This is a genomic window from Mycobacterium sp. IS-1742 (genome assembly GCF_001500125.1).
Classification (GTDB): Bacteria; Actinomycetota; Actinomycetes; order Mycobacteriales; family Mycobacteriaceae; genus Mycobacterium.
In genome coordinates this window covers 77,956-102,277 of sequence record NZ_LQIV01000014.1, presented here as the reverse complement: position 1 = coordinate 102,277, position 24,322 = coordinate 77,956, and the positions used below count along the sequence as shown (strand labels likewise).

Genomic DNA, 24,322 nt, shown 5'->3' with positions numbered 1-24,322 from the left:
GGGGGGCGGCGCGACCGGCCGTGCGGGCGGGGGCGGCGAGGGTGCGGCCTCCACCGGCGGCGGCGCGGCTGCTGCCTGCTGGACCACCGGCGCGGCCTCCACCGGCGGCGGGGCGACCGGCGGCGCAACCGGCGGCGCGACAGGGGGCGCAGCAACCGGCGGAGACGGCGCCGCAACGGGAGCGGGCGGCACAGCCGGCGGCGCAGCCGGAGCGGGAACCGCGACAGCGGGTACCGGTGGAACCGGGGGCAGCGCCGCCGGCGGCGCGGCCGCCATGGGCACTGCGGGCGCCGGGGGTACGGGTACCGGGGCGGCGGCGCCCGCGGATTCGACGACGACGGCCGCGAGCGCGTCCGACACCGGAGGGGCGGTGGCCGTCTCCACCGGAGGAGCCGCCATCTCCACCACCGGGGCCGCCTCGGCCACCGGCGCGGCCTGCGCGGGCGGTGCGGTCTGTTCTGCCACGGCCGTCGCTGCGCCGGCGAATGACTCCTCGAGGTCCGGCGGCGAGGCGGCCAACTGCTGCACCATCTCCAGACACGGCACCCCCGGGCTGGGCTGAGCCGTCACCGGGGCCGCGGCGACGTGGCCGGCCGACATCAGCCCGGCGACGGCCAGCACTCCGGTAGCAAAGCGATTCGCGTTCCGCGACAAGGGATCCCCGACCTCTGAGAAGTGATCTTGAGGAAGAACCTAGTGAACGCACGAATCTTCGGGAACGTAGATTCTGGGCGGTTACCGAACCGATGCGAACGAGTGGCGTTCCGGTGACCGAACCGACTGGTTCACGATCTCTCCGGCGTGGCGAACCGGCCGGCGATCCCGTCGATCAGCCGGTCGCAGACCGCGTACATCTCCTCCCGCGCCTGGTCGGCGTCCGCGGCCCGGGAGATGTACAACGCGGCCTCGTCGAGAGCGCCGAGCACCATGTGGGCGGTGGGCCGCACCGGCTGCGCGGGTATCGCGCCGTCGGCGACGGCCTCCGACAGCAGCGCCTCGATCACTCCGAGGCCGTACCGGGCGCCGATCTCCCGCCACCGTTGCCACCCGAGCACCGCCGGCGCATTGACCAGGGCGATCTGATGGATGTCGGGCGCGGCGCACCGCTCGAGAAAGAGCCGGGCGCCCGCCCGCATCGCCGCCAACTGGTCCGAGGGTTCGTGCGTCGCGATGTGGCCGGCGATCTCCGCCATCAGCTCCTGCTCGACCTCTTCGTAGACCGCCTCGAACAACGCGGACTTGTCGGCGAACTGGTGGTACAGCGCGCCTCGCGTCACACCGGCCGCCTCGACGATCGCCTGGGTGGAGACGTCGGCGAACGGCTGCTGCGAGAACAGCCGCCGGCCCGCCGCGATGAGCCGCGACCGGGTCTGCGCGGTCCGCTGCGCCTGCGTGCGGCGGGTGGGCCGGGCGTCCGAGGCTTCGCCGTTGACTTTCATACAGTCTGCACGTAACTTTCATACCAGGTGTTCGTAAATGTCACGATGAAGGGTAACCGACATGCCCACCCTCACCTTGCCGACCGCAACCATCGAGTACCGCGTCACCGGTCCGGAGGACTCCGCGTTCCCGCCGGTGGTGTTCGTCCACGGCGCACTCGTCGACCACCGGCTGTGGGATCCTGTCGCGGAGATCCTGGCGGACAAGGGTTTCCGGTGTGTGCTTCCCGATTGGCCGCTCGGATCGCACCGCATTCCCGTCGAATCCGAACTGTCGCCGGCGAGTGTGGCCGCGATGGTCCGCGACCTCGTCACCGCGCTGGGACTGCGCGATGTCACGCTGGTGGGCAACGACACCGGCGGCGCGATCTGCCAGCTGGTGGTCGATGCCTACCCGGACGTGGTCGGCCGGCTCGTGCTCACGAACTGCGATGCGTTCGACAAGTTCCCGCCGTTCCCGTTCAACGTCGTCTTCGCGGTGCTGCGCGGGCAGGTGTCGATCAAGGTGCTGACCGAACTGATGCGCGTCCGCGCGCTGCGTCATTCCCCCTTCGGCTACGGGCTGCTCAGCCGGCCGCATCCGGAACTCACCGCGTCGTGGCTGGAGCCTTGTAGGACGAACGCGGGTGTCCGGGCGAATCTCGCCACCCTGTTGAGGCACGTCGCCGCAACGGATCTGACCGAGGTGGCGGCTCGCCTGCCCCGGTTCCACAAGCCGGTGCGGCTGGTCTGGGGTATGCGCGACCGCTGCTTCACTCCCGCGCTGGGCCGACGACTGGCCGCGCAGTTCCCCGACGCGACGATGGTCGAGGCGGCCGACGCGAGGACGTTCGTGGCCCTCGACGCGCCGCATGCGGTGGCCGATGCCGTGACCGTGCTGTCGACGCGCGCGGACGCCCCGTAGCCGGACTTGCGTGACGTGGTGGCGGCCCGAGACCCGAAAACCCGCCACGGCGTTGCGCAAACGCACGAAGCGGCCCGTGTATCCGGGAGCGCGCTACCATTTGCGCGTGCAGGATCGGGGAGAGTGGCGAGGGTGACTCCGCGCAATCGCCGCTCGGACGCGTTCGCCAATGTCCACCGCATCGTCGCCGCCGCCCGCGAGGTGTTCGGCCGCGACGGTGACAACGCCACGCTGAGCCAGGTGGCCGAAGCCGCCGGCGTCGCGAATGCCACCCTCTACCGCCACTTTCCGAACCGCAGGGCCCTGGCCGCCGCGGTCTACGAGGACATCGTCGTCACCGACATCACCCCCGCGATTCTCGCGCTCGGCCGCGATGCCCCGCGGGCGGCGTTCATCGACGCACTCGCCCATCTCGAGGAGGTCATGTTCCGTCAGCGTCCGCTGCTGACCTCGATCGGCGACCTCGCGGACCTCACCGCGCAGTTGTTCACCCGCGACCGCGAGCAGTTCGACGACATGATCATGCAGGCCCAGGCGACGGGTGCGCTGCGGCCCGACCTCACCCCCGACGACGTGGCGACGTTCGTGGCGATGGTGACCACGGCCTCGGTCGCGATGAACCAGCCCCGCCCGGCGCGGCGGCGCTACCTCAGCCTGATGTTCGACGCGCTCAATCCCGCTGCCACCGAACCACTTCCACCGGTGGCCACGAAGCGCCGCGAACAGCGCCAGCCCACCCGCTGACTCAGGCGAACCGCTCGCGCAACCGGCGCAGCGTCGCCTCGATGCCCGTCGCGTTGCGCTTCGCGAAACCCGTCCGCTCGTAGTAGCCGATCCGGTCCTTGAGCGCACCCGTGTCGCGGAAGTCGAAGGTCTCGGTCACCCGCGTCCGCGTCGGCGCGATCTCCTCGAACTCGAACCGCCAGTGATGGCCGAACGGATGCCGCCACTCGACCAGCCGATCCGGATTGAGGGCGGTCACGGTGCTGGTGATCCGGTACGGCAGTCCGAACATCCGCATCTTCGTCGAGAACCGGGATCCGGCAACGAGTTTCGCGGGGCCATCGATGTTGTCGCCCACCGTGCCCGACCCGTCGAACTCGTGGTGTCGCCGAGGATCGGCGACCAACGCGAACACCTCGGCGACCGCGGCGTCGACCTCGACGGACCTGCTGACCTGACCCGGCCCGTTGTCCACCACGGAAACAGTCATGACACCGCCTTCGCGCTCAGCAGTTCGAGACTGCGGTCCCACAGCCGTTCGGCCGCCCCGGCGTCGTCGGCGATCTTGTTCGCCTTGGCCACCTTGTGCTTGTAGTAGTACTGCCCGGATTCCCAGTCCGCGCCCGGCGTCGCCGACGCCAGCCACACCAGTTCGTCGCTGCCCTGTTCGGTCCCGATCAGCGCCACGTGCCGCAGCGGGCTGCGGTAGAGCAGTCCGAACAGCGGATTGTTCACCTCGGCGCTGAAGTTCGACGCGACCGGCCCGGGATGGAATGCCGCCGTGGAGATTCCGGCCCCGTGGTACCGGCGGTGCAGTTCCTTCGTGAACAGGATGTTCGCCAGCTTCGACGAGCCGTAGGCGATCGACCCGTGCTGATCCTGCACCGCGTCGAGATCGTCGAAGTCGACCCGGGCGAACTTGTTGGCCATGCTCGAGGTGTTGAGCACCGAGGCGCGGCACTCCACGAGCCGGTCGAGCAGCAGCGTGGTGAGCAGCAGCGGGGCGAGGTGGTTGACCTGGAAGGTCTTCTCGAAGCCGTCGACGGTGGTCTCGCGGCTGTTCATCATCCCGCCGGCGTTGTTGGCCAGCACGTCGATCCGCGGGTACGCCTCGAGCAGCCGGTGCGCGAGGTCGCGTACCTGCGCGAGATCGGCGAAGTCGGCGACGTGCGAATCCACGCCCAGCGCGCCGGCCACGGCCGCGGTCTTCTGCGGGGAGCGCCCGACCACCACGACGTTCTCGCCGCTGCGGCTCAGGCGTTTCGCCGCGGCGGCGCCCACACCGTCACTGGCCCCGGTGATGACGATCGTTCTTCCGGCCACGGGCCTGCCCCTCTCGTCGACTCCACGAGGGTAACCCGCCCCGATAATCCCTTCCGAGGCCCGCTGCCGGCGCTACGGTCGTCCCATGGCCGTGAAACGCGTTCTGTGCTTCGGTGACTCGCTGACCTGGGGGTGGGTCCCGGTCGAGGACGGGGTGCCCACCGAACGCTATCCGCGCGACGTGCGCTGGACCGGTGTGCTCGCCGACGACCTGGGCGCCGACTACACCGTGATCGAGGAGGGGCTCAGCGCCCGCACCACCACGGCCGACGATCCCAGCGATCCGCGCCTCAACGGCGCGGCCTACCTGCCGGCCTGTCTGGCCAGCCACCTGCCGCTCGACCTGGTCATCCTCATGCTCGGCACCAACGACACGAAGGCCTACCTCCACCGCGAACCGCTGGACATCGCCATGGGGATGGGCATCCTGGTCAACCAGGTGCTCACGGCCGCGGGCGGCGTGGGCACCGTGTACCCCGCGCCGCGCACCCTCGTCGTCTCCCCACCACCGCTGGCGGCGATCCCGCATCCGTGGTTCGACCTGATCTTCGCGGGAGGACAGGAGAAGACCGATGCACTGGCGACCGCCTATTCGGCGCTGGCCTCGCACATGAAGGTCGACTTCTTCGACGCCGGCTCGGCCATCAGCACCGACGGGGTCGACGGCATCCACTTCACCGAGCAGAACAACCGGGACCTCGGGGTGGCGCTGGCCGCGAAGGTGCGCACGCTACTGGGGTAGCGCGCGCACCTTGTCGTCAGACGCTGCCGACCGGCTCGGGGGCCCTCGGCGGGGGCCCGGAACCCGGCGACGGCCACGGCGACGGCACCGGCGTGTTGCGCACCTGCTGCGGCCACCAGAACCACTTGCCCAGCAGCGCCGCGATCGACGGCGTCATGAAGGCGCGGATGACCAGGGTGTCGAACAGCAGGCCGAGGCCGATGGTGGTGCCCACCTGGGCGATCACCGTCAGTTCACTGACCGCCATCGAGATCATCGTGAACGCGAACACCAGACCCGCCGCGGTCACCACCGAACCACTGCCACCCATCGCCCGGATGATGCCGGTCCGCAGGCCGGCGTGGATCTCCTCTTTGAGTCGGGAGACCAGCAGCAGGTTGTAGTCCGCACCGACCGCCAGCAGGATGATGACCGACATCGCCATCACCATCCAGTGCAGTTCGATCCCGATGATGTGCTGCCAGATGAGCACCGACAGACCGAACGACGCACCCAGTGACAACACCACCGTGCCGACGATCACCGCCGACGCGACCACGCTGCGGGTGATGATCAGCATGATGATGAAAATCAGTGCGAGCGAGGCGATCGCGGCGATCAGCAGGTCGTAGGTGTTGCCGTCGTTCATATCCTTGAACATCGCGGCGCTGCCACCGAGGTAGATCGTCGACCCCTCCAGCGGGGTGCCCTTGATGGCCTCCTTGGCCGCGGTCTCGATCTTGTCGATCTTGGCGATGCCCTCGGGGGTCAGCGGGTCGCCGTCATGGCTGATGATGAAGCGCACCGACTTGCCGTCCGGCGAGATGAACTGCTCCATACCGCGTTTGAAGTCGGCGTTGTCGAAGACCTCGGGCGGCAGGTAGAACGAGTCGTCGTTCATCGACGCGTCGAACGCCTCACCCATGACGGTCGTGTCGCCCTGCATCTCGGCCGCCTGATCCTGCATTCCCTTCTGCGTGGAATACATGTTCAGCATCATGACCTTCATGGTCTTCATCGTCTGGATCATCTTCGGCATCAGCGCGACCATCTGCGGCATCAGCGCATCGAGACGTTCCATGTCGGGGATGATCGCCCGGATGTCGTCGGTCATCACGTTGATGCCGTCGAGGGTGTCGAACACCGAGCGCATCGCGAAGCAGACCGGGATGTTGTAGCAGTGCGGTTCCCAGTAGAAGTAGTTGCGGATCGGCCGGAAGAAGTCGTCGAAATTGGCGATGTGGTCGCGCAATTCGGCCACGTCGACCGTCATGTCCTTCATCTTGGCGACCATGCTGTGGGTGACGTCGGCCATCTGCACGGTGATGCCCTGCATCGTCTCCATGTTGTCGATGGTCGTCTGCATGTCCTCGGCCTGTTTGAGCATCTGGGCCGTGAGGTCCTCGTTGTACTTCTCGGTGAGCTTCTGCTGGGTGCCCTGCATACCGATCAGGAACGGGATCGACGTATTCGAGATGGGCTTGCCGTCCGGACGGGTGATGGACTGCACCCGGGAGATGCCCTCGACACCGAAGATCGCCTTGGAGATCTTGTTGATCACCAGGAAGTCCGCGGAGTTCCGCAGATCGTGGTCGCTCTCGACCATCAACAGCTCCGGGTTCATCCGGGCGTTGGAGAAGTGCCGGTCCGCCGCCGCGTAGCCCTCGTTGGCCGGCAGGTCGGCGGGCAGGTAGTTGCGGTCGTTGTAGTTCGTCCGGTAGCCCGGCAGCGTGAGCAGCCCGATCAGCGACAGCGCGATGGTGGCGATCAGGATCGGTCCGGGCCAGCGCACGGTCGCGGCGCCGATCTTGCGCCAACCGCGCACGCGCATCGCACGTTTGGGCTCGAGCAGCCCGAACTTGCTCGCGACGGTGATCACGGCGGAACCCAGCGTCAGCGACGTGAGTACCACGACGACCATACCGATCGCCAGCGGGACGCCCAGGGTCTGGAAGTACGGCAGCCGGGTGAAGCTGAGGCAGAACGTGGCGCCGGCGATCGTCAGACCCGACCCGACCACGACGTGCGCGGTGCCGTGGAACATCGTGTAGAACGCGGTCTCCTTGTCCTCGCCGAGACCGCGGGCTTCCTGGTATCGGCCGATCAGGAAGATCGCGTAGTCGGTGGCCGCCGCGATCGCCAGCGTCACAAGGAGGTTCGTGGCGAACGTCGAGAGCCCGATGATCTCGTGGTAGCCGAGGAACGACACCACCCCGCGGGCGGCCGCCAGCGACAGCACCACGGTGATGAGCATCAGGATCACCGTGACGATCGACCGGTACACGAGCAGCAGCATCACGATGATCACCGTGAACGTGACCGCCTCGATCAGGCGCATACTGCGGTCGCCTGCGATGTGCTGATCGGCGGCCAGAGCCGCGGGACCGGTCACGAAGGCCTTGACGCCCGGCGGCGGCTCGAGGCTTCCGACGATGCTCTGGACCGCTTCCACCGATTCGTTGGCCAGCGCCTCGCCCTGGTTACCGGCCAGCTTCACCTGGACGTAGGCGGCCTTGCCGTCGTTGCTCTGCGATCCCGAGGCGGTCATCGGATCGCTCCAGAAGTCCTGCACCGACTGGACGTGCTTGGTGTCGGCTTCCAGGCGGTCGATCATCTGGTCGTAGAACGCGTGCGCCTCGTCCCCGAGCGGCTCCTGGCCTTCGAGCACGATCATGACGTTGCTGTCGGAGTCGCCCTCTTCGAAGACCTCGCCGACCCGCTGCATCGAGATCATCGCCGGGGCGTCGTGCGGGCTCATCGACACCGCGCGCATCTGCCCGACCTCTTCGAGCTGGGGCACGATCACGTTGAGAACCGCGATGATCGCGATCCAGCCGAGGATGATCGGCACGGCCAGCGTGCGGATCATTCGCGGGAGCAACGGCCGGCGATGGGGCTTCGCCGGCGGGAACGCCTCGGTGGGCGCGCCGGTCGTGGGCGCGCTCATGCGGACTTCACGAAGCAGTAGGTCAGCGCGTTCACGCCGGTTGCGGTCCTCTCGTCTTTCACCTCGTCGTCGACGATGATTCGACAGGTGATGGAATCGCCGTCGCCCTGGGCGACGATGTTGGGCGCGGCGGAGGCCTCCGTCGTCTGGAGGGTCAGCGCCCACGGAATGGCTGTGCTGTCGAGCCGCTGCGGTTTGGCGTCGAGGTCGAGGTAGTTGATGTTGGCGTAGCTGCCGCTACCGGTGATCTCGTACCGGACCACCTTGGGGTCGAACGGTTCGGGATCGTCGGCGAACACCCTGGGCGTGACCGTGATGCCATCCGATCCGAAGAAGCCCCGGATGCGGTGCACGGTGAATCCCGCAATCAGCACCACGACCACGATGAGCAGTGGTATCCACGCCTTCTTGGCGACACTCAACATTGTGTTATTTCCCCGACAGTCGGTGGCTCGTCGTCACGCTCGACCGGCCACACGGAACATGGTCTCGCCACTCGGCGCGGCGGTATCCTCTCGCAGAGGAGCGACGGATGCGACACCGCGACCCGTTTCCCGTGCCCACGATGACGCGGTCGAGACCCCGTCTGTGCAGCTCATCGCCACTGTGGGCACGTTTGCTCCTCCTTGACTCCGCTAAAAACTTAGCCAGTATAAACAGGAACCTTAGTGTATTTAAATGCCTCTCGCAGCAGCCCCTCACCAGCGGAGACGGCGATCACGACGGCGCACTGAGAGTGACCTGGGTCACAGCCTGCTGTGACGCTTAGCCTGGCTAGCTGTACGATCCCGGGGCATGAAGGCATCCAGGCTCGCCGCGGCCGTCGCCGCCTCGATCACCCTGGCCGTGTCCGCGGCGGGACCCGCCCGCGCGGAGCCCGAGCCGTCACCGCCGCCCGCCCCGCCGGCACCCGCGTCGGCGATCGACAAGGACGGCACCTACAAGGTCGGCGTCGACATCATGCCGGGCACCTACACCTCGAGCGGTCCCGCCGCCGATTCGGCGTGCTACTGGAAACGGGTCGGCACCGACGGCACGCTGCTCGACAACGCGCTGACCAAGAAGTCGGCATCGGTGCGTATCGAACCGACCGACGCGAGCTTCACCACCAACGACTGCCAGAATTGGCAGCTCAGCGCGTGCGGGACCGCGTGCCCGCCGCCACCACCGGGGCCGGGTCCGCTCGAGATGCTGGGCCAGCTCGGTGGACTGTTCGGCCCGGGCCGGGCCAAGGGCCCGACGCCCTGACCCTGTCGCGACGCCGCCTCCTCAGGCGGCGAGCATGAACGACAGGAAGAACCCACCCGCCGTCGCGAACGCGTTGAGGGGCCGGCCGTGCTCGAACGCCTCCGGCATCAGCGTGTCGGCCAGCGAGGCGAGCACGGCCCCGCCCGCGAACGCCAGCGCCACCGCCAGCACGTCCTCGCTGAGCGTCCCTGCCGTGGCCCGCCCGAGCACGACGGCGACGGCCAGCAGGACCGCACACGTCAGCCACGTGAGAATCACTGTGCGACCGGACATCCCGGAATTGCGCATCGCCACCGCGCCGACGAGGGATTCGGGCAGGTTCGAGAAGAAGATGGCGGCCAGCAGGGACAGCGAAGCGCCGCCCACCAGGGACACGCCGAGCGCCACGTTCTCCGGGACACCGTCGAGTGTCACGGCGGCCAGCAGCGCGAGACCGACCCCGCGCCGTGCGCCCGATGACGCGACCTCACGCGCGTCGGGGCCCGCGTGCCCACTCACGTAGCGGTCCAAAAGCGTGTCGGCCGTGACGAAAGCCGCTGCGCCGGCGAGCAATCCGAGCCCGGCGTGCCATCCGCCCGCCATCGCGAACGCTTCTTCGAACAGTTCGAAGGTCAGAGCCGAGATCAGCGCGCCGCTGGCGAAGGCGAGCAGTACGCCGGTCACCCGCTTCGGCGGGCTCCACCGCGCCCCGGCCGCGGCGCCGAACACCAGCGCGCTCGATGCCGCCATGCCGAAGTAGACCGCGGTCAACACGGCGGCAGGGGCCTAGGTGGTGGCCGGCACGACCTGCGCCGGAGCGATCTCCTGGCGTTGGCGTTCACGCGCCTGGGCGCTGAAGCACAGGATGCTGGCTCCGAAGCTCACGATCGCGATCGCACCGGCGATCGCCGCGACCGCCAGATCCGACATACCGACACTGGCAAGGCACACCGCGAGCGCGATCACCGCGGTGAAGTTCAGGAACAACGCGGTGGTGGCAATCGCCTCGGTCGTCGCGTCGGCGGGGGCTGGCACGCGCTCGGCCATCGGGGTTCTCCTCGGTCGTACTGCGTTGAGCTGCAGATGTTGAGCTCTTTGTTACCCGCGCGGCAACGGCTCAAACGGCTTCTGCGGACCGGGAACCGACGACGGCCCGCCGCCGCGACACTCGGTCGCGATGACGGGCCGTCGGTCCGTGCGCGGGTCAGCCGGCCATGAACTGGTCGTAGGCCGACGCCAGCTCGGGCGACAGCACGGTCACGTTGCACTGACGCTGGGTGTCGCCGATCGGGGCCAGGATGCCGCGCAGCTCGTAGTACTCCTGCGGGTTGGCGGTGAAGTAACCGCGGATGTCGGCCTCCGCCTGCGGGCGGGGCTGGCTCATCGCGGCGGTCACCACCTGGTTCGCACCCGGATGGTCGGCCAGGTACTGGCGGGCCGAACCGGTCACGCTACTGACGGTGTTCGCGACCCCGCTGGCCGAGCAGTCCACCGCGGCCGATGCCGTGGGTGCCGCGATGGTTGCTGCGGCCACCCCGCCGAACAGGCAACCGGCGAACACACCGGCGATCCCCCGGCGAGCGGTATTACCACTGAATTTCATGATCACTTCCTCTTCGGATCTCCGATTACGGTGCGCTGTCGAAGCGCTTTCCCCGCCCCGAATCGAAAGTACCCGAGTGCAAAGCGGGCTATTCGGGGGCAATTCGCCGCGACGCGGCGAGTCCGCGAGCGTTACATCAAGGCGGTGTGATCTATGCCCCATTACCACGGTTATGCTGCGGTTTCCCGTCAGGAAATGCGCCATTTCCTCATCATTTGCGATATTCTCTTAAGTGATCGTGATTTCCAGGTATATCGGATTGTTATAAGCCGGGCGGCGTGGAGCGCAGCGCGACGATGACCTACGTCACATCGGGACGGAGAAGGGTTACGCGTTTCTCCCAGCGGCAACCCAACTCGTGGTGCACCCGAGCGCCGACATCGAACAAGTCAACGCACATGGGAGCGAAGAACGTGACGAATGCAGATACCACCAAGTTGCTCGCGCAACTGCGAACGATCCTGGACCTGACCAACACCGAGATCCAGGTCGCTGAGACCCGGGTCGCCCAGGCCCGCACCGAAGCGGTCCGCAGGGAGCTGGAGCAGAACGCCTCCAACGGGCGTGAGCGCGCCGAGGCGATCGAGGGCGCGATCCGCGACCTCGGGGGCTACCCCGACGTGATCGGCCCGTTCCTGGGCCGTGCGGCGGCCGCCGTGAAGGCGCTGACCGAGCAGGCGGAGCCGTTCGACGAGGCGCTGCTGGGCGACCTCGCGCTCGAGGATCAGCTCCTCGACCGGTCCCGGTACCTCAAGGCCCTGGCCGTCTCCGCCAAGGAGCAGGACGTGCAGGCCCTGGCCGACCGCCTGATCACCGCGCACTCCGCGACGGTCGACTGGCTGACCACGGTGCTGGCCGAGGACGCCCTCGGTGGCCCGGCCGCGCTGCGCCGTACCCCGCTGCAGGCGGCCGCCGGCGTGGCGGTCCGGACGGTCAACCTGCCGCTGACCTGGACCACCCGCGGTGTGGACCGCACGGTCGAGGCGCTGCGGAACACCGGACCGGCGTTCAACGAGCTGGTCAACCGTGGTGCCCGCGTCAGCGAGGTCGCAGGCAAGGCGCTGGGTGCGTCCCGCGATGCGGCGCTGGCCGCGGCGGAGAAGGTCACCCGCGACGAAGGCGCCGGCCAGGCCGCCGACGCCCTGCACAAGGTCCGCGACGGGGCCGGCGTGCTGGACGCCTCCGAGCTGCCGATCAACGGCTACGACGAGCTGACCGTCACCGAGGCCGTCGCCGAGGTGAAGGACCTCACCGATCCGTCCGACATCCGGACGATCATCGCGTGGGAGGAAGCGCACAAGAACCGCTCGCGCGTCGTGTCCGCCGCTCAGACGCGGCTCGCCGCGATCGCGCAGGAGGTCGTCGGCATCAGCTGACACCCCGCATGACGACCGAGACCCCGCAGCTCCGGCTGCGGGGTCTCGTCGTTTGTCAGGCTGCGGTGCGTTCGCGGCTCGTGGCGACGCGCGCCAGCGCGTAGAGGACGGCGCCGACGGCCAGCATGATCGCGGCGAACAGCCACACCTTGGCGGTCTGCTGGGTCATCAGCAGGACGCACGACGCCACACCCAGCACCGGCACCGCGGTCCAGACGCGGAAGTGGTCGTGCTCGACGTGGTCGCGGCGCAGCACGAGCACGGCCACGTTCGTCGAGATGAACACGATCAACAGCAGCAGCACCACGGTCTCCGCCAGAGTCGACAATTCGCCGATGAGCGTGAGGAGCATGGCCACCACGGTGGTCGCGACGATCGCCACCCACGGCGTCCGACGTTGCGGCAGCACCCGGCTCAGCGCGGACGGAAGGAGCCCGTGTTCGGCCATGCCATAGGTCAGCCGGCTGGACATGATCATCGTCAACAGGGCGCCGTTGGCCACCGCGACCAGGGCGATGGCGCTGAACAACCAGTCCGGCACGCCGACCCCGGTCGCCGAGACGACATCGAGCAGCGGCCCGGAGGATTCCGACAGCTCACCGGCGGGCAGCGCGATCGCACTGGCGATCCCGACCAGCGCGTAGACCACACCGGCGGTGACGAGCGCGCCGAACAGCGCCGTCGGATACACCTTGCTGGGGTTGCGGATCTCCTCGGCCACATTGGCCGACGTCTCGAACCCGACGAACGAGTAGTACGCCACGATCGCGCCGGCCAGGATCGCCAGGGCGGGGGCGGCGCCCTCGGGGAACTCGGCGACGCGGCCGACCTCACCGCGGCCGCCGCCGACCATCAGGGCCACGGCGACGATCACGATGAGCAGACCGCTCAATTCGATGACGGTCATCACGACGTTGCTCTTGACCGATTCGTTGATCCCGCGCGCGTTGAGCGCCGCCACGAGGGCGAGGAACACGATCGCGGCGGGGATGGCCGGCACGTCGAGGAACGTCGACAGGTAGTCGCCGGCGAAGGCCAACGACAGCCCGGCGGCACTGGTCACACCGGCCGCCAGCATGCTGAAACCGACCAGGAAAGACACCACCGGCCGTTTGAAGGCCCGCTCGGCGAAGACCGCGGCCCCGCCCGCCCTCGGATACTTGGTGACCAGCTCGGCGTAGGACCCGGCCGTCAGCAGCGCCAGCAGCAGCGCGACCAGCAGCGGCGCCCACAGCACGCCGCCGACATCCTGCGCCAGCACCCCCATCAGGGCGTAGATGCCCGCTCCCAGCACGTCGCCGAGGATGAACAGGAACAGCAGCGGCCCGGTGATCTTGCGTTTGAGCTTGTCGGTGGCCGCCGGCTCACCCCGTACCGGTTCGGTCGCTTCCGACGACATCCGTGACATCCGTACCTCCCGCAGATGCGCCGAAAGCGACTCTTCCGGCGACGGTGCGATAGCAGGTACCCGGGTCGGGGCGATGGCAAGCCTGGTCGTTCCAGGTCAGCGGCGTGCCCGTCGCACCGGTCAGTACTCGACCCGGAACCCGCCGATGAGCCGCAGGATGTTGCCGTCCGGATCGGTGAGCGCCGCCAGCCGCACACCCTTGGCCGCGTCGACGATCGGCTCGGCCTCGATGCCACGCGAGCCGACCTCGGCCACGTGCGCCTCGAGATCGTCGACGGCGAGGTTGAGCAGGCCCGATCCGGCGCGGTCGGGGTCTGCGAAGACCTGCACCCAGCTCCCGGGCCTGACCTGCCATTCCACCAGTGTCGGCATCGGATTGTTGTCGGCGTCCCGCCCGAACAGCGACGTGTACCAGCGGCGGCTCTCATCGACGTCGGACACCGGCACGACCGCCAGCAGATGATCGATGGTCATCGCGTCTCCTTTCGTGGTTCTCAGATGACGACTCCCGGACGGGCGCCGACTCATCGCCCCGCTGCCCATTCCACCGGTGGCCTACCCTTGCCGACGGGGCCGGGACATGTCCGGGGCGCGGCCGGGAAGGACTCATGACCAGCACCGAGAAGCCGGGAGGCCGCATCCGCGTGCCCGCCGACCTTGACGCGGTCACCACCATCGGCGAAGAGGACCACTCCGGCGTCGACCCTGCGGCGGTGGAGCGGATCTGGCAGGCGGCGCGGCACTGGTATTCCGCCGGGATGCACCCGGCGATCCAGGTGTGCGTGCGCCGCCAAGGGCGTGTCGTCCTCAACCGCGCGATCGGACACGGCTGGGGCAACGGACCCGACGACCCCGAGGACGCGGACAGGGTGGCGGTCACCCCGGACACCCCCTTCTGTGTGTACAGCGCCGCCAAGGCGATCACGACGACCGTCGTGCACATGCTGGCCGAGCGCGGCCACTTCTCACTCGACGACCGGGTGTGCGAGTACCTGCCGAACTACACCAGCCACGGCAAGGACCGCACGACGATCCGCCACGTCATGACCCACAGCGCGGGTGTCCCCTTCCCCACCGGTGAGCGACCCAACCTCAAGCGCATGAACGACAGCGCGTACGCCCGGGAGATGCTCGGCGACCTGCGCCCGCTGTATCGGCCCGGTCTGGTGCACATCTACCACGCGTTGACGTGGGGTCCGCTGGTGCGCGAGATCGTGTCGGCGGCGACGGGCCGCGGCATCCGCGAGATCTTGGCCGAGGACATCCTCCGACCACTCGGCTTCCGCTGGACCAACTTCGGGGTCGACGAGTCCGACGTCCCCCTCGTGGCCCCCAGCCACGCCACCGGCAAACCCCTGCCGCCGCCCATCGCCGCGGCGTTCCGCACCGCCGTCGGCGGCACGCTGCATCAGATCATCCCGTTCACCAACACCCCGCTGTTCCTCACCGGGGTGGTGCCGTCGTCGAGCACGGTGTCGACGGCGCAGGAGTTGTCGCGGTTCGCCGAACTGCTGCGCCGCGGTGGAGAACTCGACGGGGTCCGGGTGCTTGCGCCCGAGACGCTGTATGCGGCCACCCGCGAATGCAGGAGGCTGCGCCCGGACCTGGCCACCGGGCTGATGCCGCTGCGCTGGGGAACCGGATACATGCTGGGGTCGAAGCGATTCGGACCGTTCGGCCGTGACGCGCCTGCGGCGTTCGGCCACACCGGACTGGTCGACATCGCCGTCTGGGCGGACCCCGCGCGCGGACTGGCGGCCGGGGTGGTGAGCAGCGGCAAACCGGGCAGGCACCGCGAAGCCAACCGCTACCCCGCGCTGCTCGATCGGATCAACGCCGAACTGCCGCCGACGCGGGATGGAATACTCGGCTGATGTCGCGTACCGCGGGGAGGAGACGTTTCGACGAGGGCGAGACCGATCGTCAGCCGTCCCACATCGGCAGCTTCAAGTTCTTCTTCGTCGGGCAGCGCTGGGAGTGGTCCGACGAGGTGGCGCGGATGCACGGCTACGAACCGGGCACGGTCGAGCCGACCACCGACCTGCTGCTGTCGCACAAGCATCCCGACGACCGCAGGCTGGTCCAGGATCTCCTCGACCACACGCTGCACACCGGCGAGTCGTTCTCCAGCAGGCACCGGTTCCTCGACACCGGCGGAAACGAGCACGACGTGCTGGTGGTGGCCGACCGGATGTTCGACGACCGGGGTTCGGTCATCGGATCGGCCGGCTACTACGTCGACCTCACCGCGAGCCTCGACGAGGCGCGGCAGGAGGCGCTCGACGAGCAGTTGCCGGGGCTGTTCGAATCCCGGGCGGTCATCGAACAGGCCAAGGGCGCACTGATGGTGATCTACCGGATCAGCGCCGATCAGGCGTTCCGGGTGTTGCAGTGGCGCTCCCAGGAGACGAACACGAAGCTGCGCGCGCTGGCCGCCCAGCTGATTGCGGAGGTCGGGCAGCTCCCGCCCGCCCCGTCGTCCACCCAGGGCCAGTTCGACCACCTGCTGCTGACAGTTCACGAACGCATCCCCGCTCGATGATGCGCTGAACGGATGTCCGCCCCCTCGACCGGCGGTTAAAATTCCCCTGCCGGCCGGCGCACCCGGCCGGCTCATCCGTCGGCGCCGTGGGCCGCGGCACAGAGACGAAAGATGGGAATCGAGGCGGGCTGGGACGGATGCAACCGTTGGAGGTCGAACACGACGTGCGCGGGGACGCGGTCGTGGTCAGGGTCAAGGGCGACGTCGACTCGCTGTCCGTCGACGCCTTGAACACCCATCTGGCGAAGGCGCGCGGCAGCGCGGTGGGCCATCCCAGTCGACTGGTCGTCATCGATCTCGCGGGGGTCACCTACTTCGGCAGCGCCGCGCTCAACGCCGTGCTGTCGTGCCACGAGGACGGCGCCGCCGAGGGCATCTCGGTGGCCGTCGTCGCCGATCAGCCGTACGTCATGCAGCCGATCGAGATCACCGGTCTGCACCGCGTGCTCGACACCTATCCGACCATCGAGGACGCGCTGCGGCGCGGTCAGTCGGGGGACGGCGACGGGCGCACACCCCGGTAGATCCCGCGCCGCACGATCCACGGTTGCAGCACCCGCTCGACCGACCACGCCGGGAAGCGGAACACCCTGCCGTTGGGGGCGAACACCTCGAGGCCGTCCGGTTGGCCGCCGAGCACCGAACCCCACCGGCGGCCCGGGGCGCGGTAGTCGCGCAGCGGGCGCCCCGCGAAGTCCGCGCGGATGTTTCCGGCCAGGAGTCCGTCGGCACGGTTGCGGGCGCTGCTGCGCAACGGATCGGTGGCCGCCACGTCACCGATCGCGTAAACACGTTCGTGTGCAACGACTTTCAACTGTGCGGTGACGCGCACGAAGCCGTCGTCATCGAGCACCTCGCGGGGCAACCAGTCGGTGTTGGGCCGGACCCGCCCGATCGCCCACAGCACCGCGTCCGCCGTCACGGCGGGCTGGCCGGTGCTCCACTCGACCGGGTCGTCGGTGATGCGGTCGCATCCGAACCCCGCCGGGACGACGGCGCGGTGGCCCGCCCGCACCCTCACGCCGAGCTCGTCGAGCCGCCGCGCAATCCTGGCCCACACCCGCGGATGGTGCTGCGGCAGGGGTCGCGGACCCGGAAAGCACAGGTCGACGCGGGTGTCCGGCCAGGTGAGCGCCAGGTTGGCGGCGCTGCTCACCGCCGCCGCGCCCCCGCCCACGACCAGCACCGACCGCGCGGCGGCCAGCCGCTCGTGGTCGGCGCGCAGTTGTGCGGCCACCTCGTCACCCGACCGGTAGCCGGGCCTGCGCCAGAAGCCGTTGCTCACCCCGGTGGCGACCACCAGCGCGTCGAAACGTTCCACCACTGCCGAGCCGTCGGTGCGCTGTCCCAAGACTTTTCGGGCCGCGAGGTCGACGCCCGTCAGCGTCGCGTGTTCGATGCGGACCCGGTCGAGGGCACGGAACCGGTCGAATGAGATCCAGTAGTCGCGCGCCCAGTCGTCGGGGCGGGCCAACCGCACGCCGAGTTCCTGCCCGCTGACCAGACCCGGTTTCGCCGAGACGCCGACCACGTCGAAGTGCCGGGCCAACCGCATCGCGGTCAACACACCGCTGTCGCCGAGACCGGCGACGACGACGCGCGGGCGGCTCACACGCGCGCCTTGCGGGGCGGTCGAGGCACGAACCGCGACACCCGGTCGACGACGTCCTGGTAGCCCGGCCGGCGTTGCAGACTGCGCGCCTCCATCATCGGGATGCTGGCCCCGAGGAACATCGCGAGCATCGCCACCGCGCCGGCGAACAGCCACCAGGCGTCGCCAGGCGAGGCGGCGACCCCGAACAGTGCCAGCCCGATCCAGAATCCGCACTCGCCGAAGTAGTTCGGGTGCCGCGACCAGGCCCACAGACCGCGGTCCATCACCTCACCCGGTCCGCGGCCGGCGACGAAGCGGTGCATCTGCACGTCGGCGACCAGTTCCAGCGTCACCGCTGCGACGGCGATCACGAAAGCGACTGCCGCCAGCCACCTCCAGCCCTCCCCCGGTGTCGTCACCGCCACGTAGACCGGCAGCATGGCCAGGAACACCTGCAGGGTGGGGATCAGGTGGATGGCGACCAGGTCGACGACGAACTCCCACCGGCCGGCCCGTTCCCGGAACATCGGATAGCGCCAATCCTCGTGGTGCAGACCGGGAAACGCGTACAGCCAGTTACCGGTCAGCCGCACCGCCCAGTACCCGACCGCCACGGCGACGAGTGTGACCCGCAGCGCATCGGCGTCGGGACTGTCACTCCACCAGTAGGCCAGCAACAGGGGCGGTACGACGCTCCAGTAGGCGTCATAGAAGCTCGAGTTGCGGTAGGCCCGGCTGAACGCGAACACCACCACGGTGCCCACCACGTCGGCGAACAGGGTGTCGAGCCACAACCGTCCGGTGTCCGGCCCCCACACCAGCCATGCGGCGGCGGCCGCGAGCGCGAGCGCATAGGCCACGGCGACGACCGCCAACGATGCGGCTTTGCTCCGGTGTGCGGTCACAGGGCAGCTCCCTCGACGCTGAGTGACGTGGGACACAGCAGGTCGGACTGTAACACGTTGCAGTCTTCTCGCCGGGTGCCGTCTTCACCGGCCGTGACGGTGCCTATCGTGTCTGGTATGAGCACCGCCGCTGATGCCGATCGCGTCGCCGACCTCGCCAAACGTGTCGTGGCCGAACACGATCCCAAGATCGTGCCGATCCCCGACTTCCTCGGCGCCTGCTACGACGCCGGCCTGTCCTGGGTGCACTTCCCGCAGGGGTTGGGCGGGCTGGGGGTCTCGCGCGGTCTGCAGGCGGTCGCCGACGGCATCCTGCAGGGCGCGGGCGGTCCGGTCCCGTTGGGGCTCAACCCCATGGGCTACGGCATGGCCGCGCCGACCATCCGCGAGCACGCCCAGGACGACGAGGTCAAACGGTCCTGGCTGCGACCGCTGGCGACGACGGAGCACATCTGGTGCCAGTTGTTCTCCGAACCCGGCGCCGGCTCCGACCTGGCGGGCCTGGCGACCTCGGCCGTGCCCGACGGTGACGACTGGGTGGTCAACGGGCAGAAGGTGTGGACCAGCCTGGCGCACCGCGCCCGGTGGGGACTGCTGCTGGCGCGCACCAACCCGGATGTGCCCAAGCACAAGGGCCTCACGTATTTCGTCATCGACATGCACGCACCGGGTGTCGAGACCCGGCCGTTGCGCCAGATGACCGGCCACGCCGAGTTCAACGAGGTCTACTTCAGCGACGCCCGCATCCCCGACGCGCACCGCCTCGGGGGTGTCGGCGACGGCTGGCGGGTCGCGATGACGACCTTGATGAACGAGCGCAGCGCGCTCGGCGCGAGCGGAAGCCGGCGCGGTGCCGGCACGATCGCCGACGCAGTGGCGCTGTGGGCGTCGCGCCCCGAACGCCACACACCGGTGCTGCGGGACCGGTTGTCCGAACTGTGGTTGCGCGCCGAGGCGCAACGGCTGACCTCGGAGCGGTCCCGTGCGTCGGCGACCGTCGGTGGGCCCGGCCCGGAGGGGTCGATCGGCAAGCTGGTCGGCGCCGAGCTCAATCAGCGGATCTACCAGTGGTGCATGGATTTTCTCGGTCCGGAGGGGACGCTGTACCACAGCTACGCCATGGACAGCGGGGACACCAGCGACTGGCGCGGGCCGATCCAGCAGCGGTTCCTGCGCAGCCGCGCCAACACCATCGAAGGCGGCACGTCGGACGTGATGCGCAACATCCTCGGTGAGCGGGTGCTCGGCCTGCCGGGTGATCTGCGCGCGGACGCCGGCATGCCGTGGAAGGAGATCCCGCGTGGCTGAGTTCACGTTCACCGACGAGCAGCGGCAGCTGCGCGACGCGGTGCGGCGGTTCTGCGCCGACCACTTCGACGAGTCCGCGGTGCGCCGGATCATGGAGTCCGATCCGGCGTTCGACCCTGCGCTGTGGGCGCGGCTCGGCTCCGAGCTCGGCGTGCTGGGCCTGTCGGTGCCCGAAGCCGACGGCGGTGTCGGCGGCGACCTGGTGGACCAGGCCGTCGCGGTCGAGGAGTTCGGCGCATCCCTGGTGTGCGGACCGCTGTTCGGGACCGTCTACCTCGCGGTGCCGGCACTGGTCGCCGCCCCGGCGGGACCGGCGCGCGACGACCTGCTCGGCGCCCTCGTCGAGGGCACCCGCACCGCGGCGTTCGCCGTCGGTGACCGGGCGGGCGCGTTCGTCCCGGACGCCGTCGGACTGACGGTCGAGGGTGATGCGGTGACGGGCACGCTCACACAGGTCGTCGACGGTGCGGTCGCCGACGTCGTGCTGGTCGCCGCGAAGGGTTCCGACGGGGTCGGCCTCTACGCGGTCGACGCGGACGCCGACGGGGTGGAACGCACACCGCTGGTCACCCTCGACCTCACCCGCAGCCAGGCGGGTCTCACCCTGCAGGCCGCGCCCGCCACGCTGATCGCCGGGCCGGACGAAGCGGCCCGGGTCATCCAGCATGCGCTGCACGTGGGTTCGGCGCTGCTGGCCGTCGAACAGGTCGGCGCCGCTCAGCACCTGCTCGACATCGCCGTCGAGTACGCGAAGTCGCGGCTGCAGTTCGGCCGTCCGATCGGCTCGTTCCAGGCGGTCAAACACCGGTTGGCCGACATGCTGGTCGACGCCGAACACGCGCGCTCGACGGCCTACCACGCGGTGTGGGCACTGACCGACGGGTCCGACGACGCCGCGCTGGCGACGGCGATCGCCCAGGCCGTCTGTTCGGCCGCGCTCAGCCGGATCGCCGCCGACACCATCCAGGTGCTGGGCGGTATCGGGTTCACCTGGGAGCACCAGGCGCACCTGTACTTCAAGCGGGCCGCCACCGACGCGACGCTGCTCGGCACAGCCGAGGAGCACCGCGCCCGCGTCGCCGACCTGGTGCTCGACACCGCGACCCCCGAGCGGGTGCCCCGGGTCGCGGCGGGCTGAGCGGACACCGGGCGCAGACGTCCCGAAGTCGCTAAGCTGGCGCCTTCCCCCGCAGACGGAGGTGTGACCATGTCGGCTGGAAGCGGCCACATCCGGTTGACGTCGCACAGCGGCGCCGTGGGCACCCCGACGATCCGCTGGGGTGCGCCGACCGCGGCCGAACGGGGACCGGTGATCGGGACGACCGTCAACCGCTCGCACCGCAACGTGATCGGCACGCACAGCGGGTCGTACAGCGTCTACCGGGCACTGGCCGTCGCCGCGGGCGCGCTCAAACGTGAGCACCGAGCCGATCTCACCGACACCTCACCCACCGACGCCGTCGGTCCGTACCCGCAGTGGAGCGAACCCGCCACGATCGTCAGCATGGACCCGTGGGGCGCCAGTGTGGCCGACGTCTTCACCGCGGAACTCGCTGCGGGCCTTGACATTCGGCCGACCATCGCGATCACCAAGGCGCATGTGATCCTGCCCGAGATCACCGACGCGATCGCGAAGGGCCGGCTGGTCCCGGACGGGCGCATCCTGCTCGCCAGTGGCGCGGCGCTGGTCACCAAGGCGGCCGTCGAACCCGTGTGGTGGCTGCCGGGGGTGGCGCAGCGGTTCGGGTGCAGCGAGACCGATCTGCGCCGGGTGCTGTTCGAGGAGACCGGCGGTATGTACCCGGAGCTCGTGACGCGGTCGGACCTCGAGGTGTTCCTCCCGCCCATCGGCGGGCAGACCGTCTACATCTTCGGCAGCGCAACTGATCTCGCCGATCCGACGGTCGAGCTGACCGCCCGCGTGCACGACGAGTGCAACGGTTCGGACGTCTTCGGCTCGGACATCTGCACGTGCCGGCCGTATCTGACCCATGCGATCGAGGAGTGCATCCGCGGCGCCCAGAACGGCGGGGTGGGCCTGGTGGCGTATTCCCGCAAGGAAGGCCGCGCGCTCGGTGAGGTGACGAAGTTCCTGGTCTACAACGCCCGTAAGCGCCAGGTCGGCGGCGACACCGCCGATCAGTACTTCGCCCGCACCGAATGCGTGGCCGGCGTGCAGGACATGCGGTTCCAGGAACTCATGCCCGACGTACTGCACTGGTTCGGGATCCGCAAGATCCACCGCCTGGTGTCGATGAGCAACATGAAGTACGACGCCATCACCGGTTCGGGAATCGAGGTGGGCGAACGGATCAACATCCCCGACGAGCTCGTCCCGCCCGATGCGCGGGTGGAGATCGACGCGAAGATGGCGGCCGGCTACTTCACCCCGGGCCCGGTGCCCGACGCCGAACAACTCAAGAAGGTCAAGGGTCGCGGGTTGACCCCATGACGCCGGAGGATGCCGCCGCCGCGCTGCGCACCACCGACGCCGTCCGCGACCGCGCAGGCCACCTGCTGCACCGCGCCAGGGCCGGCGACTCGGCGTGGTTCACCGTGGTTGACGACGCCCTCGACTCCGCAGCGCGGATCGTGGCCGAGCTGACCCGCGCGCGGTATCCGGACCTCACGATCCCGTTCCACAGCCGGTGGCGGCACTTCGAAGCGGGTGGTGTCCACCGCGCCGAGGGTCTCGCGGGGAACCCGCGCGCGATGATCGACCTCGCGGTGGTCAGCGTGCTGCTCGACGCCGGCGCGGGCGCGGACTGGACGTTCTCAGAAGATGCTTCAGGTCAACGGTTCTCGCGCTCCGAGGGTTTGGCTGTCGCGAGTTGGCACGCATTCGCCGACGGGGTGTTCTCGTCGGATCCGGACGATCCGCTGCGCGTGGACGCCGCCGGGCTGCAGGCGCTGACCACCGAGCGGCTGGGTGCGGCCTTCCAGGTCCGCGCGGACAACCCGCTGGTGGGGCTCGACGGCCGGGTGGCGCTGCTGCACCGTCTCGGATCGGCCTTGGCGGATTCGGACGTCTTCGCCGGCCGACCCGGCGGGCTGTTCGACGCCCTCGCCACGCCAGGGCGGACGGTGCGTGCCCACGACATCCTCACGGTGCTGCTCACCGAGCTGTCGTCGATCTGGTTGAGCGGCAACAGTATCGGTGATCAACCGCTGGGCGACTGCTGGCGGCACCCGGCGGCCGGCGGCGAGGGCCTCACCCGCGGCTGGGTGCCGTTCCACAAGCTGTCGCAGTGGCTGACCTACTCGTTGCTCGAACCGTTCACGTGGGCGGGGGTGCCGGTGGCGGGTGTCGACGCGCTCACCGGGCTGCCTGAGTACCGCAACGGCGGCCTGCTGCTGGATACCGGTGTGCTGACACTGCGTGAATCCGGGTGTGCCGGGCGCACCTGGCAGGTCGGGGATGAGCTGATCGTCGAGTGGCGAGCCCTCACCGTCGCGCTTCTCGACGAGCTCGCACCTGTGGTGTGCGCGCGACTCGGCGTCGACATGCCGCTGGCCTGCGTCCTCGAGGGCGGAACCTGGGCCGCCGGACGCCGTCTGGCGCAGGAGCTCCGGGGTGGGGCGCCGCCCCTGACCACCGACAGCGACGGCACCGTCTTCTGAGACAGACAGGAACAGACATGGGCGAAGTCCACCTCGTCGACCATCCGCTGGTGGCGCACAAGCTGACGCTGCTGCGGCGCAAGGACGCCTCGACGCACAGCTTCCGTCAACTGCTGCACGAGATCTCCGCGCTGATGGCCTACGAGGTGCTGCGGGACATCCCCACCCAGGACTTCGAGGTGGAGACCCCGATGGAGACGACGGTCGGCAAGGTGATCGACGGCAAGAAGCTGGTGTTCGTGTCGATCCTGCGTGCGGGCACGGGCATCCTCGACGGCATGCTGGCCGTGGTGCCCGGCGCGCGGGTCGGCCACATCGGGCTCTATCGCGATCCCAAGACGCTGGTCGCCATCGAGTATTACTTCAAGATGCCGGCCGAGATGGGCGAGCGCGACGTCGTCGTCGTCGACCCGATGCTGGCCACCGGCCACTCGGCGGTGGCCGCGGTGGACCGGATCAAGGAGTGCGGCCCGAAGTCCATCAAGTTCGTCTGTCTGCTGACCTGCCCCGAGGGCATCGCCGCGATGCAGGAGGCCCATCCCGACGTCCCGATCTTCACCGCGGCCGTCGACCGCCGGCTCGACGAGCACGGCTACATCGTCCCGGGGCTCGGCGACGCGGGTGACCGCATCTTCGGCACGAAGTAGCCGCCTGGTTTGATCAACCCCCCGTCCGGGAATC

Annotated in this window: 25 protein-coding genes and 1 pseudogene; 13 read left to right on the top strand and 13 right to left on the bottom strand. The window is 69.2% G+C overall.

What is annotated here, in order from left to right; all coding sequences use genetic code 11:
* Both AU196_RS25115 and AU196_RS11260 read right to left on the bottom strand, forming a co-directional pair.
* Positions 1 to 621: pseudogene (locus tag AU196_RS25115) on the bottom strand (hypothetical protein); the annotation flags it as partial.
* Positions 622 to 785: 164 nt separating this feature from the next.
* On the bottom strand, positions 786 to 1,439 hold the full coding sequence (locus AU196_RS11260; protein WP_059095149.1) for a TetR/AcrR family transcriptional regulator: 654 nt from the start codon (positions 1,437 to 1,439) through the stop codon (positions 786 to 788).
* A gap of 61 nt (positions 1,440 to 1,500) precedes the next feature.
* Between AU196_RS11260 and AU196_RS11255 the strand changes: the two genes are divergently transcribed.
* Together AU196_RS11255 and AU196_RS11250 are read left to right on the top strand one after the other, a co-directional pair.
* Positions 1,501 to 2,343, top strand: coding sequence for an alpha/beta fold hydrolase (locus AU196_RS11255; RefSeq protein ID WP_059095148.1), 843 nt, complete (start codon positions 1,501 to 1,503; stop codon positions 2,341 to 2,343).
* Positions 2,344 to 2,475: 132 nt separating this feature from the next.
* Positions 2,476 to 3,087 (top strand): TetR/AcrR family transcriptional regulator, encoded by a 612-nt coding sequence (locus AU196_RS11250; protein WP_059095147.1) that lies wholly within the window; start codon positions 2,476 to 2,478, stop codon positions 3,085 to 3,087.
* A gap of 1 nt (position 3,088) precedes the next feature.
* On the opposite strand, the gene AU196_RS11245 is transcribed toward AU196_RS11250, so the two are convergent.
* Together AU196_RS11245 and AU196_RS11240 are read right to left on the bottom strand one after the other, a co-directional pair.
* On the bottom strand, positions 3,089 to 3,556 hold the full coding sequence (locus AU196_RS11245) for an SRPBCC family protein (protein ID WP_059095146.1): 468 nt from the start codon (positions 3,554 to 3,556) through the stop codon (positions 3,089 to 3,091).
* Positions 3,553 to 4,389, bottom strand: a complete 837-nt coding sequence (locus tag AU196_RS11240) for an SDR family NAD(P)-dependent oxidoreductase (RefSeq protein ID WP_059095145.1) — start codon at positions 4,387 to 4,389, stop codon at positions 3,553 to 3,555. Before AU196_RS11240 ends, AU196_RS11245 begins: the two co-directional genes overlap by 4 nt.
* A gap of 85 nt (positions 4,390 to 4,474) precedes the next feature.
* Here AU196_RS11240 and AU196_RS11235 point away from each other — a divergent pair, with 85 nt between their 5' ends.
* Entirely contained in the window at positions 4,475 to 5,131 is a 657-nt protein-coding gene (locus tag AU196_RS11235; RefSeq protein WP_059095144.1) for an SGNH/GDSL hydrolase family protein, read from the top strand.
* 16 nt (positions 5,132 to 5,147) lie between these two features.
* Here AU196_RS11235 and AU196_RS11230 read toward each other — a convergent pair whose 3' ends face one another.
* On the bottom strand, positions 5,148 to 8,057 hold the full coding sequence (locus AU196_RS11230; protein ID WP_059095143.1) for an MMPL/RND family transporter: 2,910 nt from the start codon (positions 8,055 to 8,057) through the stop codon (positions 5,148 to 5,150).
* Complete coding sequence (locus tag AU196_RS11225) at positions 8,054 to 8,482, bottom strand: MmpS family transport accessory protein (RefSeq protein ID WP_059095142.1); 429 nt, start codon at positions 8,480 to 8,482, stop codon at positions 8,054 to 8,056. The genes AU196_RS11230 and AU196_RS11225 overlap by 4 nt, the downstream gene beginning before the upstream one ends.
* Before the next feature lie 370 nt (positions 8,483 to 8,852).
* Between AU196_RS11225 and AU196_RS11220 the strand changes: the two genes are divergently transcribed.
* Complete coding sequence (locus AU196_RS11220; RefSeq protein WP_059095141.1) at positions 8,853 to 9,305, top strand: Rv1352/Rv1906c domain-containing protein; 453 nt, start codon at positions 8,853 to 8,855, stop codon at positions 9,303 to 9,305.
* A 21-nt stretch (positions 9,306 to 9,326) separates the two neighbouring features.
* On the opposite strand, the gene AU196_RS11215 is transcribed toward AU196_RS11220, so the two are convergent.
* The 3 genes from AU196_RS11215 to AU196_RS11205 form a co-directional block, all read right to left on the bottom strand.
* On the bottom strand, positions 9,327 to 10,058 hold the full coding sequence (locus tag AU196_RS11215) for a ZIP family metal transporter (protein WP_059095140.1): 732 nt from the start codon (positions 10,056 to 10,058) through the stop codon (positions 9,327 to 9,329).
* Between the two features lie 12 nt (positions 10,059 to 10,070).
* Positions 10,071 to 10,331, bottom strand: coding sequence for a hypothetical protein (locus AU196_RS11210; protein ID WP_059095139.1), 261 nt, complete (start codon positions 10,329 to 10,331; stop codon positions 10,071 to 10,073).
* Positions 10,332 to 10,488: 157 nt separating this feature from the next.
* The gene (locus AU196_RS11205; protein ID WP_059095161.1) at positions 10,489 to 10,887 is read right to left on the bottom strand and encodes a heme-binding protein; all 399 of its coding nucleotides are present in this window, start codon (positions 10,885 to 10,887) and stop codon (positions 10,489 to 10,491) included.
* Positions 10,888 to 11,300: 413 nt separating this feature from the next.
* Here AU196_RS11205 and AU196_RS11200 point away from each other — a divergent pair, with 413 nt between their 5' ends.
* Positions 11,301 to 12,263, top strand: a complete 963-nt coding sequence (locus AU196_RS11200; protein ID WP_157546245.1) for a ferritin-like domain-containing protein — start codon at positions 11,301 to 11,303, stop codon at positions 12,261 to 12,263.
* Positions 12,264 to 12,318: 55 nt separating this feature from the next.
* Here the strand turns inward: AU196_RS11200 and AU196_RS11195 are convergent, their stop codons facing one another.
* Both AU196_RS11195 and AU196_RS11190 read right to left on the bottom strand, forming a co-directional pair.
* Positions 12,319 to 13,662: an APC family permease gene (locus tag AU196_RS11195; protein WP_157546242.1), complete on the bottom strand. Its 1,344-nt coding sequence runs from the start codon at positions 13,660 to 13,662 to the stop codon at positions 12,319 to 12,321.
* Between the two features lie 129 nt (positions 13,663 to 13,791).
* The gene (locus AU196_RS11190) at positions 13,792 to 14,145 is read right to left on the bottom strand and encodes a VOC family protein (RefSeq protein ID WP_059095136.1); all 354 of its coding nucleotides are present in this window, start codon (positions 14,143 to 14,145) and stop codon (positions 13,792 to 13,794) included.
* 134 nt (positions 14,146 to 14,279) lie between these two features.
* Here AU196_RS11190 and lipE point away from each other — a divergent pair, with 134 nt between their 5' ends.
* The 3 genes from lipE to AU196_RS11175 all read left to right on the top strand — a co-directional run bounded on the left by lipE (position 14,280) and on the right by AU196_RS11175 (position 16,737).
* Positions 14,280 to 15,545 carry a lipase LipE gene (gene lipE / locus AU196_RS11185; RefSeq protein WP_059095135.1) on the top strand — a complete coding sequence of 422 codons (1,266 nt, stop codon included), beginning with the start codon at positions 14,280 to 14,282 and terminating at the stop codon, positions 15,543 to 15,545.
* Positions 15,545 to 16,213: a PAS and ANTAR domain-containing protein gene (locus AU196_RS11180; protein WP_059095134.1), complete on the top strand. Its 669-nt coding sequence runs from the start codon at positions 15,545 to 15,547 to the stop codon at positions 16,211 to 16,213. The genes lipE and AU196_RS11180 overlap by 1 nt, the downstream gene beginning before the upstream one ends.
* A 137-nt stretch (positions 16,214 to 16,350) precedes the next feature.
* Complete coding sequence (locus AU196_RS11175; RefSeq protein ID WP_059095133.1) at positions 16,351 to 16,737, top strand: STAS domain-containing protein; 387 nt, start codon at positions 16,351 to 16,353, stop codon at positions 16,735 to 16,737.
* On the opposite strand, the gene AU196_RS11170 is transcribed toward AU196_RS11175, so the two are convergent.
* Entirely contained in the window at positions 16,701 to 17,825 is a 1,125-nt protein-coding gene (locus AU196_RS11170; protein ID WP_059095132.1) for an FAD-dependent oxidoreductase, read from the bottom strand. The two genes, AU196_RS11175 and AU196_RS11170, sit on opposite strands and share 37 nt — an antisense overlap.
* Positions 17,822 to 18,712, bottom strand: coding sequence for a DUF1295 domain-containing protein (locus tag AU196_RS11165; protein WP_197415758.1), 891 nt, complete (start codon positions 18,710 to 18,712; stop codon positions 17,822 to 17,824). The genes AU196_RS11170 and AU196_RS11165 overlap by 4 nt, the downstream gene beginning before the upstream one ends.
* A gap of 117 nt (positions 18,713 to 18,829) precedes the next feature.
* Between AU196_RS11165 and AU196_RS11160 the strand changes: the two genes are divergently transcribed.
* The 5 genes from AU196_RS11160 to upp all read left to right on the top strand — a co-directional run bounded on the left by AU196_RS11160 (position 18,830) and on the right by upp (position 24,288).
* Complete coding sequence (locus AU196_RS11160; RefSeq protein WP_059095131.1) at positions 18,830 to 20,020, top strand: acyl-CoA dehydrogenase family protein; 1,191 nt, start codon at positions 18,830 to 18,832, stop codon at positions 20,018 to 20,020.
* Positions 20,013 to 21,158 (top strand): acyl-CoA dehydrogenase family protein, encoded by a 1,146-nt coding sequence (locus tag AU196_RS11155; protein WP_059095130.1) that lies wholly within the window; start codon positions 20,013 to 20,015, stop codon positions 21,156 to 21,158. The genes AU196_RS11160 and AU196_RS11155 overlap by 8 nt, the downstream gene beginning before the upstream one ends.
* 69 nt (positions 21,159 to 21,227) lie before the next feature.
* Positions 21,228 to 22,472 carry a GTP cyclohydrolase II gene (locus tag AU196_RS11150; protein ID WP_059095129.1) on the top strand — a complete coding sequence of 415 codons (1,245 nt, stop codon included), beginning with the start codon at positions 21,228 to 21,230 and terminating at the stop codon, positions 22,470 to 22,472.
* The gene (locus AU196_RS11145) at positions 22,469 to 23,641 is read left to right on the top strand and encodes a URC4/urg3 family protein (RefSeq protein WP_059095128.1); all 1,173 of its coding nucleotides are present in this window, start codon (positions 22,469 to 22,471) and stop codon (positions 23,639 to 23,641) included. The genes AU196_RS11150 and AU196_RS11145 overlap by 4 nt, the downstream gene beginning before the upstream one ends.
* 17 nt (positions 23,642 to 23,658) lie before the next feature.
* Entirely contained in the window at positions 23,659 to 24,288 is a 630-nt protein-coding gene (gene upp / locus AU196_RS11140) for a uracil phosphoribosyltransferase (protein ID WP_059095127.1), read from the top strand.
* The last annotated feature ends 34 nt before the right edge of the window (positions 24,289 to 24,322 follow it).